This is a genomic window from Mycobacterium sp. NPDC003449 (assembly GCF_053588415.1).
Map to the genome: position 1 here is coordinate 1 of NZ_JBSFPX010000077.1, position 16980 is coordinate 16980.

Annotated in this window: 13 protein-coding genes; 10 read left to right on the forward strand and 3 right to left on the reverse strand. The window is 64.6% G+C overall.

Annotation, left to right across the window (positions count from 1 at the left end):
• The coding region (locus ACWDTP_RS19690) for an inorganic phosphate transporter (protein ID WP_450022751.1) at positions 1-187 on the reverse strand (187 nt) is incomplete at its 3' end.
• A 488-nt stretch (positions 188-675) separates the two neighbouring features.
• Here ACWDTP_RS19690 and ACWDTP_RS19695 point away from each other — a divergent pair.
• Genes ACWDTP_RS19695 through ACWDTP_RS19705 form a run of 3 tightly spaced genes read left to right on the forward strand, consistent with a single transcriptional unit; the run spans position 676 to position 7052 of the window.
• Positions 676-1134 carry an MmpS family protein gene (locus tag ACWDTP_RS19695; RefSeq protein WP_450022753.1) on the forward strand — a complete coding sequence of 153 codons (459 nt, stop codon included), beginning with the start codon at positions 676-678 and terminating at the stop codon, positions 1132-1134.
• The gene (locus ACWDTP_RS19700; RefSeq protein WP_450022755.1) at positions 1131-4061 is read left to right on the forward strand and encodes an MMPL/RND family transporter; all 2931 of its coding nucleotides are present in this window, start codon (positions 1131-1133) and stop codon (positions 4059-4061) included. Before ACWDTP_RS19695 ends, ACWDTP_RS19700 begins: the two co-directional genes overlap by 4 nt.
• Positions 4062-4070: 9 nt before the next feature.
• A complete protein-coding gene (locus tag ACWDTP_RS19705; protein WP_450022757.1) occupies positions 4071-7052 on the forward strand; it encodes an MMPL/RND family transporter in 2982 nt (993 codons plus the stop codon).
• A 129-nt stretch (positions 7053-7181) separates the two neighbouring features.
• Here ACWDTP_RS19705 and ACWDTP_RS19710 read toward each other — a convergent pair whose 3' ends face one another.
• Positions 7182-7517, reverse strand: coding sequence for a hemophore-related protein (locus ACWDTP_RS19710; RefSeq protein ID WP_450022759.1), 336 nt, complete (start codon positions 7515-7517; stop codon positions 7182-7184).
• A 199-nt stretch (positions 7518-7716) separates the two neighbouring features.
• Positions 7717-8583 (reverse strand): glucose-1-phosphate thymidylyltransferase RfbA, encoded by an 867-nt coding sequence (gene rfbA, locus ACWDTP_RS19715; RefSeq protein WP_450022781.1) that lies wholly within the window; start codon positions 8581-8583, stop codon positions 7717-7719.
• Between the two features lie 470 nt (positions 8584-9053).
• On the opposite strand from rfbA, the gene ACWDTP_RS19720 reads away from it, so the two are divergent.
• The 7 genes from ACWDTP_RS19720 (at position 9054) to ACWDTP_RS19750 (ending at position 16967) form a co-directional block, all read left to right on the forward strand.
• Positions 9054-10310, forward strand: a complete 1257-nt coding sequence (locus ACWDTP_RS19720) for a glycosyltransferase (protein ID WP_450022761.1) — start codon at positions 9054-9056, stop codon at positions 10308-10310.
• 111 nt (positions 10311-10421) lie between these two features.
• Positions 10422-11507, forward strand: coding sequence for an NAD-dependent epimerase/dehydratase family protein (locus ACWDTP_RS19725; RefSeq protein WP_450022763.1), 1086 nt, complete (start codon positions 10422-10424; stop codon positions 11505-11507).
• Between the two features lie 251 nt (positions 11508-11758).
• Entirely contained in the window at positions 11759-12493 is a 735-nt protein-coding gene (locus ACWDTP_RS19730) for a class I SAM-dependent methyltransferase (protein ID WP_450022783.1), read from the forward strand.
• 248 nt (positions 12494-12741) lie between these two features.
• Positions 12742-13542: a TylF/MycF/NovP-related O-methyltransferase gene (locus tag ACWDTP_RS19735; RefSeq protein WP_450022765.1), complete on the forward strand. Its 801-nt coding sequence runs from the start codon at positions 12742-12744 to the stop codon at positions 13540-13542.
• A gap of 63 nt (positions 13543-13605) precedes the next feature.
• Entirely contained in the window at positions 13606-14874 is a 1269-nt protein-coding gene (locus ACWDTP_RS19740) for a glycosyltransferase (protein ID WP_450022767.1), read from the forward strand.
• Positions 14871-16001 (forward strand): acyltransferase family protein, encoded by a 1131-nt coding sequence (locus ACWDTP_RS19745; protein ID WP_450022769.1) that lies wholly within the window; start codon positions 14871-14873, stop codon positions 15999-16001. Before ACWDTP_RS19740 ends, ACWDTP_RS19745 begins: the two co-directional genes overlap by 4 nt.
• Before the next feature lie 165 nt (positions 16002-16166).
• Positions 16167-16967 (forward strand): TylF/MycF/NovP-related O-methyltransferase, encoded by an 801-nt coding sequence (locus ACWDTP_RS19750; protein ID WP_450022771.1) that lies wholly within the window; start codon positions 16167-16169, stop codon positions 16965-16967.
• Positions 16968-16980 lie beyond the last annotated feature (13 nt).

The following is a 16980-nucleotide window of genomic DNA, read 5'->3' on the forward strand; positions in this document are numbered from 1 at the left end:
TGTGCTCTTCCGATCTGGCGCCGACCAGGTTCAGCACGGCCGACAGGGCGACCGCGGTCCGCGGCCGGAGCGCACCACTCGCGATCGAGGTGGCCATGGCGTTGCCGGTGTCGTGAAAGCCGTTGGTGAAGTCGAAGGCCAGGGCGGTGGCGACGACGATGCAGAGCAGGAGGAACTGGAAATCCACGGGTCCCCATGCTGACATGGGTATGGTTCGGATCCCTAATTAACTCCGTGAGAACCCCGTCACGGCGGCACCGAGCGGGGCGCGGCATACCGGGCGCGCCCGCGGCCGATGGCATGATCGGAGCCCGCCGGCGCGCCGCGGGCCCACCCGCTTATTTTGACGAGTCCGATAAATGAACGATCCGTGACGCCCGCGGTCTCCAGCAACCGCACAGCTTCGCGGATCTCATTCGCCAGAATGTTGCCTTTGTGGCATACGCCGCAGGACAATATCTATGACATGACGGAATGGCTTATTTGCTGGTCGGTGGCTCTCCGTTATCGGCTGCGGGATGCATCCATGAAGGACGCATCCCGATCCCATATCGCATCGGGTTCAGTCTTATATACCCGTGCCTGTCATGGTTTACTCTTCAACGACTACGTGTGCGCCCCCTCGAGGTACCGCCCGTTTGCGACCATGCGCTGCATGTCGCAACATGGTGCCGGGTGCGAAGACAGGGGAGGAGTACCACCATTTTTGGGCTTTTCAGGCGGCTGTGGATTCCGCTGCTCGTGCTTGTCGTGGTCGGTGCCGGGGGGTTCACCGTCTCGCGCCTGCATGGCATCTTCGGCTCAGAGAAACGCCCTTCCTATGCGGATACCCAAATCGCCGAAGCCAAGTCGTTCAATCCTAAACATTTGACCTACGAAGTATTCGGGGCGCCGGGCACAGTGGCCGATATCAGTTATTTCGACGTCAACGCCGATCCGCAGTTCGTCAAAGGCGTCAGCCTGCCGTGGTCATTGAATTTCGAGATCACCAAGGCGACCGCGGTCGGCAGCATCATGGCCCAGGGTGACACCAACAGCATCGGCTGCCGGATCACCGTGGACGACGAGGTCAAGGCCGAGAAGTCGTCCAACCAGGTCAACGCCTTCACCTCCTGCCTCCTGAAGGCCGCATGAGCGCCAAGGGCGAAAAGCACCGCAGGCGGCGCCGGCACGAAAACCTCGGCAAAACCAATGTGTCCAACGGTTCCGCGCACCGGCACCGGATCGCTACTTTTATCCGGCGCTTTTCTGTTCTCATCATTCTCGGCTGGGTCGCCATAACCGTCGTGCTCACGGTCGCCGTGCCGCCACTGGAAGTGGTCGAAAGAGAGCATTCGGTCTCACTGAGCCCCCCGGACGCCCCGTCGGTCAAAGCCATGACCCGAATGGGCGAGGTTTTCAAGGAATCCAATTCGGAAAGCATCGCGGTGGTGGTCCTGGAAGGGCAGGAACCGCTCGGCGATGATGCGCATGCGTACTACGACGAAATAATTCGTAAGCTGAAGGCCGATACGGCGCACATCCAACATATTCAGGATTTCTGGGGCGACCCGCTGACGGCGGGTGCCGCACAGAGCGCCGACGGAAAAGCCGCCTATGTCCAATTGAATCTGGTCGGCAGCTTCGGACAGGCCCTGGCGAATGAATCGGTGAAAGCCGTTCAGGACGCGGTAAAGAATACCCAGGCGCCGCCGGGGGTGCAGGCCTATGTGACCGGCCCCGCGGCCGTCGTCTCGGATATGGGCGCGAGCGGAAACCGGACCGTTCTCCTCATCACCCTGGTCACGGTCGGCGTGATCTTCCTGATGCTGCTTTTGCTCTACCGTTCGTTCCTCACCGTCATCATTCTGCTGTTGACGGTGGCGATCGAGCTTCAGGTGGCCCGGGGACTCGTCGCGTTCCTCGGTATGCACGGAATAGTCGGCCTCACCACATATGTGGTGAATCTGTTGGTATCCGTCGGCATCGCCGCCGGCACCGACTACGGCATCTTCTTCACCGGTCGATATCAAGAGGCACGGCAATCGGGCGAGGATCGGGAATCGGCGTATTACACCGCCTACCGCAGCGTCGCGAAGGTCGTGCTGGCCTCCGGTGTGACCATCGCCGGTGCCATCGCCTGCCTCAGCTTCACCCGGCTGCCCTACTTCCAGCCGCTGGGCATACCCGGCGCGGTGGGCATACTCGTCGCCGTCGCGGTCGCGCTGACGCTGGTCCCGGCGGCCATCGCGCTGGGCAGCAAGGTCGGCATCTTCGACCCGAAACGGCTGGTCATCACCCGTCGGTGGCGGCGCGTGGGTACCGCGATCGTCCGCTGGCCCGGGCCCATCCTGGCCGCGACGATCGCGATCGCGCTGATCGGGCTGCTGACGCTGCCGGGCTACAACCCCAGCTACAGCGATCAGAAGTTCATCCCGCAGGACATCCCGGCCGTTCAGGGACTCACGGCCGCGTCGCGCCATTTCCCCGAGTCCCGAATGACGACACCGGACCTATTGCTGATCGAATCCGATCACGATATGCGCACCCCCGCGGATATGTTGGTCCTCAACAAACTCGCCAAGGCGGTCTTCGCGGTTCCCGGCATTGCCGAGGTGCAGTCGATAACCCGGCCCGAGGGAACGCCGCTCGACCACTCGTCGATCCCGTTCATGCTCAGCATGTCGCAGGCCAGCCAACGGCTCAGTCTGCCGTTCCAGAAAGAGCGGATGGAGGATCTGCTCAAACAGGCCGATGAGATGTCGACGACCATCGCGCTGATGCAGCGGATGAACGATTTGATGACGCAGATGGTGGGGATTACCCATAACACCGTCGAGACCACGCACGAACTACAGGGCACCACAAACGAATTGCGGGATCACGTCGAGGATTTCCAGGACTTCTGGCGGCCGCTGCGCAACTACCTCTATTGGGAACCGCACTGCTTCGATATTCCGATCTGCTGGTCGATCCGATCCATTTTCGACGCCCTCGACGGCATCGACAAGGTCACCGTGACGATGAAGGGTCTGGTGGAGAATCTCGATCAGCTCGATGCCCTCATGCCGCAGCTGCTCGTGCAGTTCCCGCAGATGATCGCGACCATGCAGAGCACCCGGACGATGATGCTGACGATGCACAGCACGATGTCGGGCATCTTCCAGCAGATGGATGATTCGAGCGACAACTCGACGGCGATGGGCAAGGCGTTCGACGAGGCCAACAACGACGACTCGTTCTATCTGCCGCCGGACGTGTTCGAGAACGAGGACTTCAAGCGCATCATGAAGATCTTCATGTCGCCGGACGGTAAGGCCACCCGGTTGCTCATCTCGCAACGCGGCGATCCCGCGACACCCGACGGCATCTCGCGCGTCGAGCCGATCCAGATCGCGGCCGAAGAGGCGCTCAAGGGAACCCCGCTGGAGAACTCGAACATCTACCTCGCCGGTACCGCGGCCGGGGTCAAGGACCTGGTCGACGGATCCAAGGTCGACCTGCTGATCGCCGGTGTCTCGGCGCTGTGCCTGATCTTCCTGATCATGATCTTCATGACCAGGGCCCTGATCGCCTCGCTGGTCATCGTCGGCACGGTGGCGATGTCACTCGGCGCGTCCTTCGGCCTTTCGGTGCTGGTGTGGCAGCACATCCTCGGGCTGCAGATCAACTGGGTCGTGCTGGCGATGTCTGTGATCGTGCTGCTGGCAGTCGGTTCCGACTACAACCTGCTGCTGGTCTCGCGGATGAAAGAGGAACTCCACGCCGGCCTCAACACCGGCCTGATCCGGGCCATGGGCGGCACCGGCAAGGTCGTGACGGCCGCGGGCCTGGTGTTCGCGGCCACGATGGCATCGATGATCGTCAGCGACCTGCTCACGATCGGGCAGGTCGGCACCACGATCGGACTCGGACTGCTGTTCGACACCTTGATCGTGCGTGCGTTCATGACGCCGTCGATCGCGGCGCTGCTGGGCAGGTGGTTCTGGTGGCCGCAACGCGTACGTCCACGCCCCGCGAGCTCGATGCTCCGACCGGCAGGGCCGCGCCCGCTGGTGCGTTCCCTGCTGCTGAGGGACTAACGCGGCCGCATGAGCATCGAAAACTCGAGCACCGAGAAATCGAGCACCGAACACTCGAAGCCGCCGTTCATCGCGCGGATGATCCGCAAGTTCGCGCCCGTCGTCATCGTGGCGTGGCTGGTGCTGATCCTCTTCCTGACCCTGGCATCGGTCGGCTGGGACTGGAAGGCGGCGATCCCGGCACTGGAACATGTCGGCGAGCAGAACTCGGTATCGCTGATGCCGCAGGATGCGCCGTCGACGCAGGCCCTCAAACGCATGGGGACGGTGTTCGGGGAATCCGACTCGGACAGTTCGGCGATGATCGTGCTGGAGGGCCAGGAACAGCTCGGCGACGATACCCGCGACTACTACACCAAGCTGATCCGCGATCTGCGCGCCGATACCAAGCATGTCGAGCATGTGCAGGACCTGTGGGGGGATCGGCTCACCTCGTCGAGTGTGCAGAGCCCCGACGGCAAGGCCGCCTATGTGCAGCTGAACCTGGCCGGTAACCAGGGCACCCCGCTCGGCGACGAATCTGTCGCCGCGGTCCGCGGCCTGGTCCAGAAGGACGCACCGCCGCCCGGGGTGCAGGTCCATGTCACCGGTGCGGCGCCGCTGGCCTCGGATATGCAGCACAGCGGCAACAAGTCCATCCTGAAGATCACCGTGGTGACGGTCGTGATCATCTTCGCGATGCTGCTGGTCGTCTACCGCTCGATCATCACGGTGATCCTGCTGTTGACCATGGTCGGTGTCGAGTTGGCCGCGGCCCGCGGAATCGTCGCATTCCTCGGTGCCAACCAGGTTTTCGTGCTGTCGACGTTCGCGGTGAACATGCTGGTGTTCCTGGCCATCGCGGCCGGCACCGACTACTGCATCTTCTTCTTCGGCCGATATCAGGAGGCCCGCTCGTCCGGGCAGGACCGGGAAACGGCCTACTACAGCATGTACCGCGGGGTCGCCCCGGTCGTCATGGCGTCCGGTCTGACCATCGCGGGCGCGATCTTCTGCCTCAACTTCACCCGGCTGCCCTACTTCCACACCATGGGGATCCCGTGTGCCATCGGTATGACGGCCGCGGTCGCGGTCGCGGTGACGCTGGTTCCCGCGGGGATCGCGGTGGCCAGTCGGTTCGGTCTGGTCGAACCGAAGCGGAAACTGCGGGTGCGCCGGTGGCGCGGGATCGGCACCGCCGTCGTCCGTTGGCCCGCACCGATTTTGGTGGCCTCCCTGGCGGTGGCTCTGGTCGGTCTACTGGCGCTGCCCGGCTACACCACGAGCTACGACGACCGGGAGTACATCTCCGGCGGCATCCCCGCCAACCAGGGTTTCGCGGCCGCCGAGCGGCACTTCAGCCAGGCCAGGATGATGCCGGAAGTCCTGATGATCGAGGCCGACCACGATCTGCGGAACCCGGCCGACTTCCTGATCCTGAACAAGGTCGCCAAGGCGATCTTCAAGGTGCGCGGGGTTTCCCGGGTGCAGGGGATCACCCGGCCGGAGGGGACACCGATCGCCAACACGTCGATACCGTTCCTGCTCAGCTTGCAGAACGCCGGCCAGCTGCAGGCCACCCACTTTCAGCGCAAACGCATCGACGACATGCTCAAGCAGGTCGCCGATATGGACACCATGATCGCCACGATGGAACACATGCACGAGGTCATGGAGGGGATGGCGGGCGCCACCCATCGGATGGTGGCCAGTGCCCACGACCTGCAGCAGATCACCAAGGATCTGCGCGGCAGCATCGCGTTGTTCGACGACTTCCTGCGTCCGATCCGCAACTACTTCTATTGGGAGCCGCACTGTTTCGACATCCCGATCTGCTGGTCGCTGCGGTCCATCTTCGATGCCATGGACGGGGTCGATGAACTCGACGACCAGCTGGCGGTCCTGGTCGACAATATGGACGAGCTCGACGCCCTGCTGCCGCAGATGCTGGTCCAGATTCCCCAGATGATCGACGTCATGAAGACCATGCGGACCATGTCGCTGACCATGCATTCCACGATGTCGGGCCTGATGTCGCAGATCGACGAGACCACCGACGACGCCACCGTGATGGGTCAGGCCTTCGACGCCGCCAAGAGCGACGACTCGTTCTTCCTGCCGCCCGAGGTCTTCGACAATCCGGACTTCCAGAAGGCCATGAAATCGTTCCTGTCTCCGGACGGGAAAGCGGTGCGGTTCATCATCTCTCACAACGGCGATCCCGCGACCGAAGCGGGAATCGCGCGCACCGAACAGATCATGGGTGCGGCCGAGGAGGCGCTGAAGGGGACCCGCCTGGTCAACGGCCAGGTCTATCTCGCCGGCTCCGCGTCCACCGCCAAGGACTGGAAGGACGGGTCCGCCTACGATCTGCTGATCGCCGGGATCGCCGCGCTCTGCCTGATCTTCCTGATCATGATCATCATCACCCGCAGCTTCATCGCGGCGCTGGTGATCGTGGGTACGGTGGCGCTCTCGCTGGGGGCGTCGTTCGGGCTCGCGGTGCTGGTCTGGCAGTACATCCTCGGCATCCAGTTGCACTGGATGGTGCTGGCGATGTCGGTGATCATCCTGCTGGCGGTGGGATCGGACTACAACCTGCTGCTGGTATCCCGGATGAAGGAGGAACTGCCCGCGGGCATCAAGACCGGCATCATCCGGGCCATGGGCGGCACCGGCAAGGTCGTCACGACGGCGGGTCTGGTGTTCGCCGCGACCATGGCCTCGATGGTGGTGAGCGATCTGCGGATCATCGGCCAGATCGGTACCACCATCGGTATGGGCCTGCTGTTCGACACCATGATCGTGCGCTCGTTCATGACGCCCTCGATCGCGGCGCTGCTCGGACGGTGGTTCTGGTGGCCGCAGGTGGTGCGCAGCCGCCCCGCGAGCACCATGCTCCGGCCGTACGGGCCAAGGCCGCTGGTTCGGTCCCTGCTAGAGGGTGGGGACGCGCGGCCCGGCGACGGCGGCGACCCGCCGACGGTGGAGTTCCCGCGCGTCTCGCAGTAGACGGCCGAGCGTGCGGGTTATGCACGTAGAAGGCGCCGTTTGCGTGCACAGGGCCCACGCTCGCAGTAGCGGATACGACAAACCGCGCAAGTCACGGTGACTCGCGCGGTTTGTTCGGTAGTTCGGGCCTCAGTACTTCGAGCAGCTGGACAGCATCTGGGTGAACACCGGAAGGGCCTGAGCGGCGCCCTCGTTGTTCTTGATCTGGTTCAGCAGGTTGACCCGCTCATCGCGCGGCGAGCTGAGGAACACCCGCAGGAACTGCTGGTTGGGCGGCGACTGGTCGAGATACTGGGCCGCCATTGGGTTTTCCGTGTGGACGGCCTTCATCGCCTGATCGTAGCTGCAGGTCGAGTCGACCATCGGGCCCAGATCGGGCTCGGCAGAGGCCAATCCGGCGCCTGCACTCAACGACAACGCGAGGCCGCCGACGGCGACGGTGAGTTTGGTGAGCGAAAGTTTCATGGTGTGTGTCCCCTCCTGTTAACTGGTGTAACTGACTGCACGGGCTCTGTAATCCATCAGAGCGTGGTTTGAATGACCAACCCCGGTTTTGCCTACCACGTGCCTGTCAATTTCAAACCATGCGTCGTAACGCACTACATATATCTGTCATCGGTTCGATGGTGTTACGCCCTCCGATACGTGCTCGCGTGAATACTCACTATTTCCGGTCCAGCAGCCCCAACAGGTAGCCGCCGTATCCCGACTTCAGTAATTCGTTGGCGCGCGCGGCGAGCCGGTCGTCGTCGATGAACCCGTTGCGCCAGGCGATCTCCTCGGGCACCGCGATCTTGAGTCCCTGGCGCCGTTCGATGGTGCGGACGAAATCGCTGGCATCCAACAGTGAGTCGAAGGTGCCGGTGTCCAGCCACGCGGTGCCGCGGGGCAGCACCTCGACCGCGAGCCGGTCCCGGTTCAGATAGATCTGGTTGATCTCGGTGATCTCGTACTCGCCCCGTGCCGACTTGCGCAGCGATCGTGCGATCTCGATGACGTCGTTGTCGTAGAAGTACAACCCGGGGATCGCATAGTGCGATTTCGGCGTCAGCGGCTTCTCCTCCAGGGACAGCGCGGTGCCGTCGTCGCCGAACTCCACCACACCGTACGCGGAGGGGTTGGCCACCCAGTACGCGAAAATGGCGCCGCCGCTGATGTTCTGGAACCTGCGCAGGCTGGTACCGAGGCCGGGGCCGTAGAAGATGTTGTCCCCGAGGGCCAGCATCACCGGTCCGGAACCGATGTGCTCGGCGCCGATGACGAACGCCTGGGCCAGCCCCTCCGGCTCGGGTTGCACCGCATAGCGCAGGTTGACCCCGAACGCCGAGCCGTCGCCGAGCAGCCGCTCGAACGCCGGTGCGTCGGCGGGTGTGGTGATCACCAGGATGTCGCGGACGCCTGCCATGATCAGCGTGGACAACGGGTAGTAGATGAGCGGCTTGTCGTACACCGGCAACAGTTGCTTACTGATGCCCTTGGTGATCGGATGCAGGCGTGTGCCCGAGCCGCCGGCGAGAATTATCCCACGCATATGCCACTCCCGCCGGCCGACCGTCGGCGGTTCGCTGAGTGTGGGCACGGCGAGAACACTTTCTCATCGTCGTGGTGAAACACGTACGCCACCTTATCCTGGTTTTTACGGCGATGCCGAAACAATTCCGGTGGCCCGATCTCGGCGCACCGAAGGGTGTGAAGCATCGGTGACCGGCGGAAACCGTGGCGGGGAGGCGGTTTGGGCCATCACCGCCACGGTCGGTAAATCACCGGACCGGGGTTATCGGCCGCCTCGCGCCGCTACATTGCCGAAATTGATGAGGCTTGACGTTTTGCGCTTGCAGAGCGTAATTCTTACGCGCCTGTGAAATTTGCCATGTCGATTCACCCGAATGCGCCCAAAAGATAGTCCTGCGAGACCTGCTCGTAGCGTGAAGAATCCGAGACAATGTCCGGCAGTGCCGACGGTCGCCGACAAACATACCGAGTTGGGGGAGGGGATCCGTCATGCGATTTGCCATGGCGAGTTACGGGACACGCGGCGACATCGAACCCGCCGTCGCAGTCGGCCGGGAACTGCAAGTACGGGGTCACGATGTGCGGATGGCGGTCCCGCCCGACCTGATCGGCTTCGCCGAGGGGGCCCGGCTCACCACCCTCGCCTACGGGCAGCAGATCGCGCCCCAGCTCGACGACTACCGCGACCTGTGGATGTCGTGGAGCCGCCGGTTCTGGCGGGTGCACGACCTGGCCAAATTGTGCCGCGACGCCGTGAACGTGGTCATCGATCAGTGGGCGGACATGGGTAAGACCCTGGTCTCGGTGGCCGAAGGCGCCGACCTGGTGTCGACCAGTGTCGGCTATGAGCAACCGGCCGCCAATGTGGCTGATTTCTACCGGGTTCCCTTGGTCCCCATGCACACCATGCCGTGGCGGCCCAACGGGCGGCTCTTTCCGATGCTGCCGCCGCCGGTGACCCGCACGGCGATGACGGGTTACGACTGGCTGGGGTGGCGACTCACCAAGGCGGCCGAGGATGCGCAGCGCCGCGACCTGGGGCTGCCTCGGGCCGGCGGGCCGACGCCGCGCCGGCTGGCCGAACGCGGATCGATCGAGATCCAGGCCTACGACGATGTCTGCTTTCCGGGCCTGGCCGCCGAATGGGCCAAACTCGGCGGACGGCGCCCCTTCGTCGGTGCGCTGACGATGGAGCTGACCACCCCCGCCGATCAGGAGGTCACGGACTGGATCGCGGCGGGGCCACCGCCGATCTGCTTCGCCCTGGGCAGTATTCCGGTCGAGTCGCCGGCGGAGACGGTCGAGATGATCAGCGCGGCCTGTGCGCAGCTGGGCCAGCGGGCGCTGGTGTGCGCCGGCGGCACGGACTTCGGTGCCGCCGAAATTGCCGGGCACGTCAAAGTTGTCGGTGTGGTGAATTACGCCGCGGTCTTTCCGGCCTGCCGGGCGGTCGTCCACCACGGCGGTTCGGGTACCACCGCGGCGAGCCTGCGGGCCGGGGTTCCGACCCTGATCCTGTGGACGGTCGGCGACCAGCCGTTCTGGGGGTTTCAGCTCAACCGGCTGAAAGTGGGTACCACGCGGCGCTTCTCGACCACCACACGCGAATCGCTGGTCGCCGACCTGTACCGGATCCTGGGCCCCGGGTACGCGGAGCGGGCCCGGACGATCGCCGCCGAGATGACCAAACCCGCCGAGAGCGTGACCAAGGCGGCCGATCTGCTGGAACGTGCGGCCGGTGCCTGACCGGTCTTGCCGCCGGTCTCCCCGCCGATATCATGTCCTCGACCCGGCCCGACCTCGGTGGTGCACCGGGCGGCCAGTCGCTGTGCAGACGAATTTGGGAGGCGTCGGCTCTTGTCAACATCCGTACTGATTTCCGGTGGTGCAGGATTCATCGGGTCCGCGCTGTCCTCCCGACTGGTCCAGGCGGGTTACGAGGTCGCCGTGATGGACGTCCTGCACCCACAGGTACATGCCAGGGGACGGCAGATCGACCTGCCGTCGTCGGTGCGGCTGTTCACCGGCGACGTCACCCATGCCCCCGACTGGGACGCGGTGCTCCGGCTGTTCGAACCGGACCAGATCGTGCACCTGGCGGCCGAGACCGGGACCGCACAGTCGTTGTCGGAGGCGACGCGGCACGGCTCGGTGAACGTGGTAGGCACCACCCAGCTGCTCGACGCCATGAGCCGAGCCGAGCAGGTGCCCGACCAGCTGGTGCTGGCCTCGTCGAGGGCCGTCTACGGCGAAGGAGCCTGGCAGTACGCGACACCGGGTGGCCCCCATACCTTCTACCCACGGCCCCGCAGCCACGCTCAGCTGGTGGCCGGGAGCTGGGATGCCCAGGGACCCGCCGGTGAACCCGCGGTGCCGCTGCCCAGCCGGGCCGGCCGGACCGAGCCACGTCCGACGAACATCTACGCCGGTACCAAGCTCGCCCAGGAACACCTGCTGGCGGCCTGGGCGGCCGCCCACGACACCAACCTGAGTGTGCTGCGGCTGCAGAACGTCTACGGTCCCGGCCAGTCGCTGACCAATTCCTACACCGGCATCGTCACGCTGTTCGCCCGGCTGGCGCGCGAGGGGCAGGCCCTCGAGGTCTACGAGGACGGCAGGATCGTCCGCGACTTCGTCTACATCGACGATGTGGTCGACGCGCTGTTTGCGGCGGTCAACGGCCCGGCGCAGGGGCAGCGCTGCCTCGATATCGGGTCGGGTATCGCGACCACCATCCACGACCTGGCCCGGCAGGTGGCCCGGATCTGTGCCGCACCGGAACCGGCCGTCGTCGCGAAGTTCCGGGACGGCGACGTCCGTGCGGCGAGCTGCGATATCGAACCGGCCGGGGCCGACCTGGCCTGGAGCCCGAAGTGGACACTCGAGGACGGCTTGCCCGCACTTCTGGAATGGATTGACAAGGGCACACCGAATCACTTCTGAGAGAATGATTTGCGCAGTTTGCCGGGCACTTCATGTCGGCGCCCCGCCGGTGCCCGCCGGAAGGGCAATTCCCGTCGAACCATTCCCGCCGGGCATCGGTACGCTGAATCCCATGGAAATTAGCTGTTCTCGGTGTATGACCGGTCCGGTGGACCGACAAAGGGTTTCGTGAGATGCGGACCTTCCGGCTGGCATTGCAGCCGAAGCCGCCGTTCATCGCGCGCCGCTACGCCTACAAGGACGGAAAGCGGATGCTCGCCGCGCTCGGGCCGGAACTCGCCCGGCCCGTGACCATGCGTGCGGTGGACACACCGCCCGCGGACACCCCGCTGGACCGGATATTCGAGAGCACCGAGAATATTCACAAGCTCCGCCATTACCTGCCCATCTACCAGGCGGTCCTGACCGATACCCGGCGAATGCTGGAGATCGGGGTGGACCGGGGTGGTTCCCTGCAGATGTGGCGCCAGTACCTGCCCGACGCCACCATCGTCGGCGTCGACATCAGTCCGAAGGCCGCGCAGTACGACGATCCGGGCCGCAACCTGCACGTGCGGATCGGCGACCAGACCGACGTGGCGTTCCTGGCCGGTGTGCTCGACGAGTTCGGGCAGTTCGACACGATTCTCGACGATGGCGGGCACACCCCGAAACAGATGATCAGGTCGTTCCAGTACCTGTTCCCCCGGCTCAAACCCGGTGGGGTGTACCTGGTGGAGGATGTCTGCGCCAACTACTGGACGATCTACCGGGACCAACGCGAATCGTTCATCGACTTCACCAAATGGCTGATGGATGCCATGCACGCGCCCTACCAGAAGATGAGGTCGGTCTACCAGATCATGGAGGGCCACCCCAAGCGGGTCGACCAGGTCACGGTGCCGTTAGCTGCGACCCTCATCGACCGGATCGAGGTGTTCGATTCGGTAGTCGTGGTGCATCGCGCCGAGCAACCGAAGGACCTGTCGCGGGCCGCCTATCGGTGAACCGGCCCGCCCGGCCGGAAATATTTGCCGGGTCTGCATCATGCCGTTATCTATCCTAATAGTCGGACGTGACGACGGGGTCACCGAATTAGCCGCGCTCGGTATGCGACGTCGGGTTTGCCCGTCGGCGCCGAAATTGTCGCGGCGGCAACGTCATCGGTGGATCCCGAAATGTCATAACTCCCAGTTCGGCGGGTTAGGCTCTCCGCGGGAGTACTGGTTTTCGAGATAGGAACACTTTTTTGACCGTGACCGATCACGACACCCGATCCGCATACCTGGACCTGCTGCGGCAGGATCTCACCAGGTACGGCGTCGACGAGTTGGTGCCCGTCGGGTGGAACTGGCTGCACCGTCCCGTGCTCAAATTCGGGAACCTTGTGCTGGTGCGTAAGCACCCGTTCGATCAACGCAAACGCGATCTCGGCCTGGACTGGCCCGCCGATGCGCTGACGATGATCGGAATGACCCGGCTCACCAGTTTGCAGCGGTGCGTCGAGACCGTGATCGCCGACGACGTTCCCGGCGATCTGGTCGAGTGCGGCGTGTGGCGCGGCGGTGCCTCGATCCTGATGCGCGCCGTCCTCGCGGCCTACAGCGACGAGTCCCGCAACGTCTGGTTGTGTGATTCGTTCGAAGGAGTGCCGCCGCCGGACGCCGCGAAGTACAAGGCCGACAAGGGGGACCGGCTGCACCTGGCCGCGCCCATCCTGGCGGTGACCGAAAAAGACGTCAAGGCCAACTTCTCGCGCTACGGGCTGTTGGACGACCGGGTGCGCTTCCTTCCCGGCTGGTTCAAGGACACGCTGAAAGGCGCCCCGATCGAACGTATCTCGGTGCTGCGGCTCGACGGCGACCTCTACGAGTCGACGATCCAGGGGCTCGAGGGTCTCTACGACCGGTTGTCACCCGGCGGCTTCTGCATCATCGACGACTACCACGCGATCGAGGGCTGCCGGCAAGCGGTCACGGATTACCGTGCCGAGCACGGTATTTCGGCCGATATCGTCGAGATCGACGGTACCGGTGTGCTGTGGCGCAAGGAGTGAGGGCGACAACGACGTCACAGAACAAGCCCTGCCGCCGACCGACTTGAGAGGTGTCGATCCGCTATGAAGTTTGTGCTGGCAAGCTACGGAACACGGGGCGATATCGAACCGTCCGTCGTTGTCGGCCGCGAATTGCAGCACCGGGGGCACGATGTGCTGATGGCGGTCCCGCCCGACCTGATCGACTTCACCGAGGCGGCGGGTCTGCAGACCGTCGCCTACGGGCTGGACACCAAGACGTGGCTGGACGTGTACCGGGATTTCTGGACGTATGCGTTGCACACCTTCTGGCGGGTGCGTGAGATCCGCGGGATGTGGCGGGAGATGTGGGAGCTCAGCGACCAATGCTGGGCACAGATGAACACCACCCTCACATCGGTGGCCGAGGGCGCCGATGTGTTGTTCGCCGGGCAGAGCTACCAGGAGCCCGCGGCCAATGTCGCGGAGTACCACAACCTTCCGCTGGTAACCCTGCACCACATCCCGATGCGGCCCAACGGCAGGCTGGTCTCGATCCTGCCGCCCCGGCTGGGGCGCACCGCGATGACGGTGTTCGACTGGCTGGCCTGGCGGCTCAACAAGAAGGTCGAGGACGGCCAGCGCCGCCAACTCGGCCTGCCGAAGGCTACCGGCCCGTCACCGCAGCGGATCGCCGAGCGCGGATCGCTGGAAGTCCAGGCATACGACGAGGCCTGCTTTCCCGGACTGGCCGCGGAATGGGCGCAATGGGGTGACCTGCGGCCCTTCGTCGGCACCCTGACGATGGAACTGAACACCGCGGGCGACGAGGACGTGATGTCCTGGATCGCATCGGGGACACCGCCGATCTGCTTCGGCTTCGGGAGCATGCCGGTCGAATCTCCGGTGGACACCGTCGACATGATCGCCTCGGCATGCCGCGAACTCGGCGAGCGGGCGCTGGTGTGCGCCGGGTGGAGCGACTTCAGCGGCGTCGCGCTTCCCGACCATGTCAAGGTCGTCGGTGCGGTGAACTACGCGGTGGTCTTCCCGGCCTGCCGGGCCGTGGTGCACCACGGCGGTTCCGGGACAACGGCGGCCAGCCTGCGCGCGGGCGTCCCCACCCTTATCCTGTCGATGGATGCCAACCAAACGCTGTGGGGTGGTCAGATCAAGCGGCTGAAAGTCGGTACCACCCGGCGATTTTCGACCACAAACCGAAAGACGCTCACCGCCGACCTGCGCCGGATCCTGGCCGAGGACTACCTCACCAGGGCCCGGCGGCTGGCGAGCGCGATGACCACTCCGGGGCAGAGCGTGATCAGTGCCGCCGACGCCGTCGAGAACTTCGCCAGCTCGAGGTGTTCGGCATGAGCACCGTGCGCAACTGGCGGCCGCTCTCGGGCGCCACGCTGGGGCAGGTATTCGATCCGCGCAACAACGCGCTCAACGCGTGGCGACTGGTGCTCGCGGTCAGCGTCATCCTGTGGCATTCCTGGCCCCTCACCGGTCGCACGCTCGGCTTCAAGCCCTTGGAACAGCTCATCGAGCAGGTCGGGGTCGACGGGTTCTTCGCGGTGTCAGGGTTTCTCATCACCGCGAGCTGGATCCGCAATCCCCGGCTGCGCGATTTCGCCGTCGCCCGCGGCCTGCGGATCTTCCCCGGCCTGTGGGTGTGCCTGGTGGTGGTCGCGTTCGTGTTCGCACCGCTGAGCGTCCTGATCCAGGGCGGGTCGGTCGGCCGCCTGATGTCGACCTACACACCGGTCGACTACGTGCTCAACAACGCCGTGCTCAACGTCTATTACGCCGGTATCGACGGGACCCCGCGCGACATCCCGTGGCCCGGGGTCTGGAACGGCTCGATCTGGACCCTGGTCTTCGAGCTGATCTGCTACATCGCGGTGGCCGTGCTGGGCGTCACCGCGCTGCTGAAGCGGCGCTGGGTGATTCCGGCGGCCTTCGTGATCACCCTTTGTGCGACAGCGTATTTCTCGTATCCGGTGTTCGCCATGCAGACCATTCCGCAGATGGTCGCGAGGTTCGCCGTGATGTTCGCGGCCGGAGCCCTGGTGTTCCAGTACCGTGACCGGATCCCGGCGCGATGGTCGTTGGTGGCGGTGTGCGTCGCGATCGTGCTGGTATCCGGCCTGCTGGCGAATTACCGGGTGATCGGGGCGCTTCCCCTGGCATATGCGGTGATCGTGTCCGGGTCCCTGGTCCGCCACAAACGCCTCAACCTGCGCAACGACCTGTCCTACGGGATGTACATCTACGCCTTCCCGATGCAGCAGATGCTGGTGGTTCTCGGCCTGGCCAGGCTCAATCTGGTGGTGTTCTTCGTGCTCGCGACGGCGGCCACCGTGCCGCTCGCCGCGCTGAGCTGGTTCGTGGTGGAGAAGCGCGCGATCGCCATGAAATCGCGGCTCAAACGCAAGCATTCGGTGCCTGCGACCGTGCCCGACGAGGCGGTGCGGGTGGCGGAACGAGACGCCGGCTGAGTTTGCCGTCATTAGAAGTTGTCGCGCTATCGCGAGGTAGCGAGCGGTAGGCTCCGATAGTCGGTCGTTGCCTGGTGCCGATTCTCTTGTGGGCCACGGAGATTCGCCAACCGCGAGGCCGAAGTCGACGACGCATCGCTGGTGTTGCCCGGCGACCCGGGTGTTATGGTTGCCGCCGTGGCAAAAGGGCTGGCGATTCCCACGAAAATCCTGCTCCGTGCGGTGCGCGCGGAGTACTGGCTGGCGCGCAAACTCCTACCCGACGTCTATTCCAACGACGCGCTGATCTGTTTCAACAGTCACGCCTTCATGGAGGACCCAGGGTTCCAGCGGGCATATCAACGCGGTGCGCAGGCGCTCGGGGAGTCCGACTGGTACCAGTGGCACTGGCGGGTGCACGTCGGATTGTGGGCGGCGGCCAGCGCCAGCAAGCTCGAAGGCGATTTCGTCGAGTGCGGGGTCAGCTACGGATTCCTCAGCAGCGCCGTGATGGAACACCTCGACTGGGACCGGCTGGGTAAACAGTTCTATCTGCTCGACACGTTCGCCGGGCTCGATCCGCGTTTCGTCAGCGACCGTGAACGTGAGGCGGGTGCGCTGGAGAAGAGCGAGGAACTGCTGCGCAACGGCATGTACGTCAGTTCGGTCGACAGCGTCAAGGCGAACTTCGCGCAGTGGCGCAACCAGCGCATCATCGTCGGCGCGGTCCCCGAGACACTCGAGCAGGTCGACGCCGACGCCGTGGCCTTCCTGCACATCGACATGAACTGCGCGCCACCCGAAGTCGCTACGCTGCGGTATTTCTGGCCACGGTTGACCCCTGGGGCGTTCGTGTTGCTGGACGACTACGCCAACCGGGGCCGCGACGAGCAGCGCATCGCCATGGACGAGGTCGCGGCCGAACTGGGCGTATCGGTCTGTGCACTGCCCACCGGCCAGGGCCTGCTGATCAAACCGGCCGCCTGAGGCCGGCCCCGGG

Bases quoted from the DNA above. Each gene is read 5' to 3' on its own strand.
- ACWDTP_RS19710 (WP_450022759.1), bottom strand. From the start codon at position 7,517: ATGAAACTTTCGCTCACCAAACTCACCGTCGCCGTCGGCGGCCTCGCG.
- ACWDTP_RS19705 (WP_450022757.1), top strand. From the start codon at position 4,071: ATGAGCATCGAAAACTCGAGCACCGAGAAATCGAGCACCGAACACTCG.
- ACWDTP_RS19700 (WP_450022755.1), top strand. From the start codon at position 1,131: ATGAGCGCCAAGGGCGAAAAGCACCGCAGGCGGCGCCGGCACGAAAAC.
- ACWDTP_RS19720 (WP_450022761.1), top strand. From the start codon at position 9,054: ATGCGATTTGCCATGGCGAGTTACGGGACACGCGGCGACATCGAACCC.
- ACWDTP_RS19750 (WP_450022771.1), top strand. From the start codon at position 16,167: ATGGTTGCCGCCGTGGCAAAAGGGCTGGCGATTCCCACGAAAATCCTG.
- ACWDTP_RS19740 (WP_450022767.1), top strand. From the start codon at position 13,606: ATGAAGTTTGTGCTGGCAAGCTACGGAACACGGGGCGATATCGAACCG.
- ACWDTP_RS19730 (WP_450022783.1), top strand. From the start codon at position 11,759: ATGCTCGCCGCGCTCGGGCCGGAACTCGCCCGGCCCGTGACCATGCGT.
- rfbA (WP_450022781.1), bottom strand. From the start codon at position 8,583: ATGCGTGGGATAATTCTCGCCGGCGGCTCGGGCACACGCCTGCATCCG.
- ACWDTP_RS19745 (WP_450022769.1), top strand. From the start codon at position 14,871: ATGAGCACCGTGCGCAACTGGCGGCCGCTCTCGGGCGCCACGCTGGGG.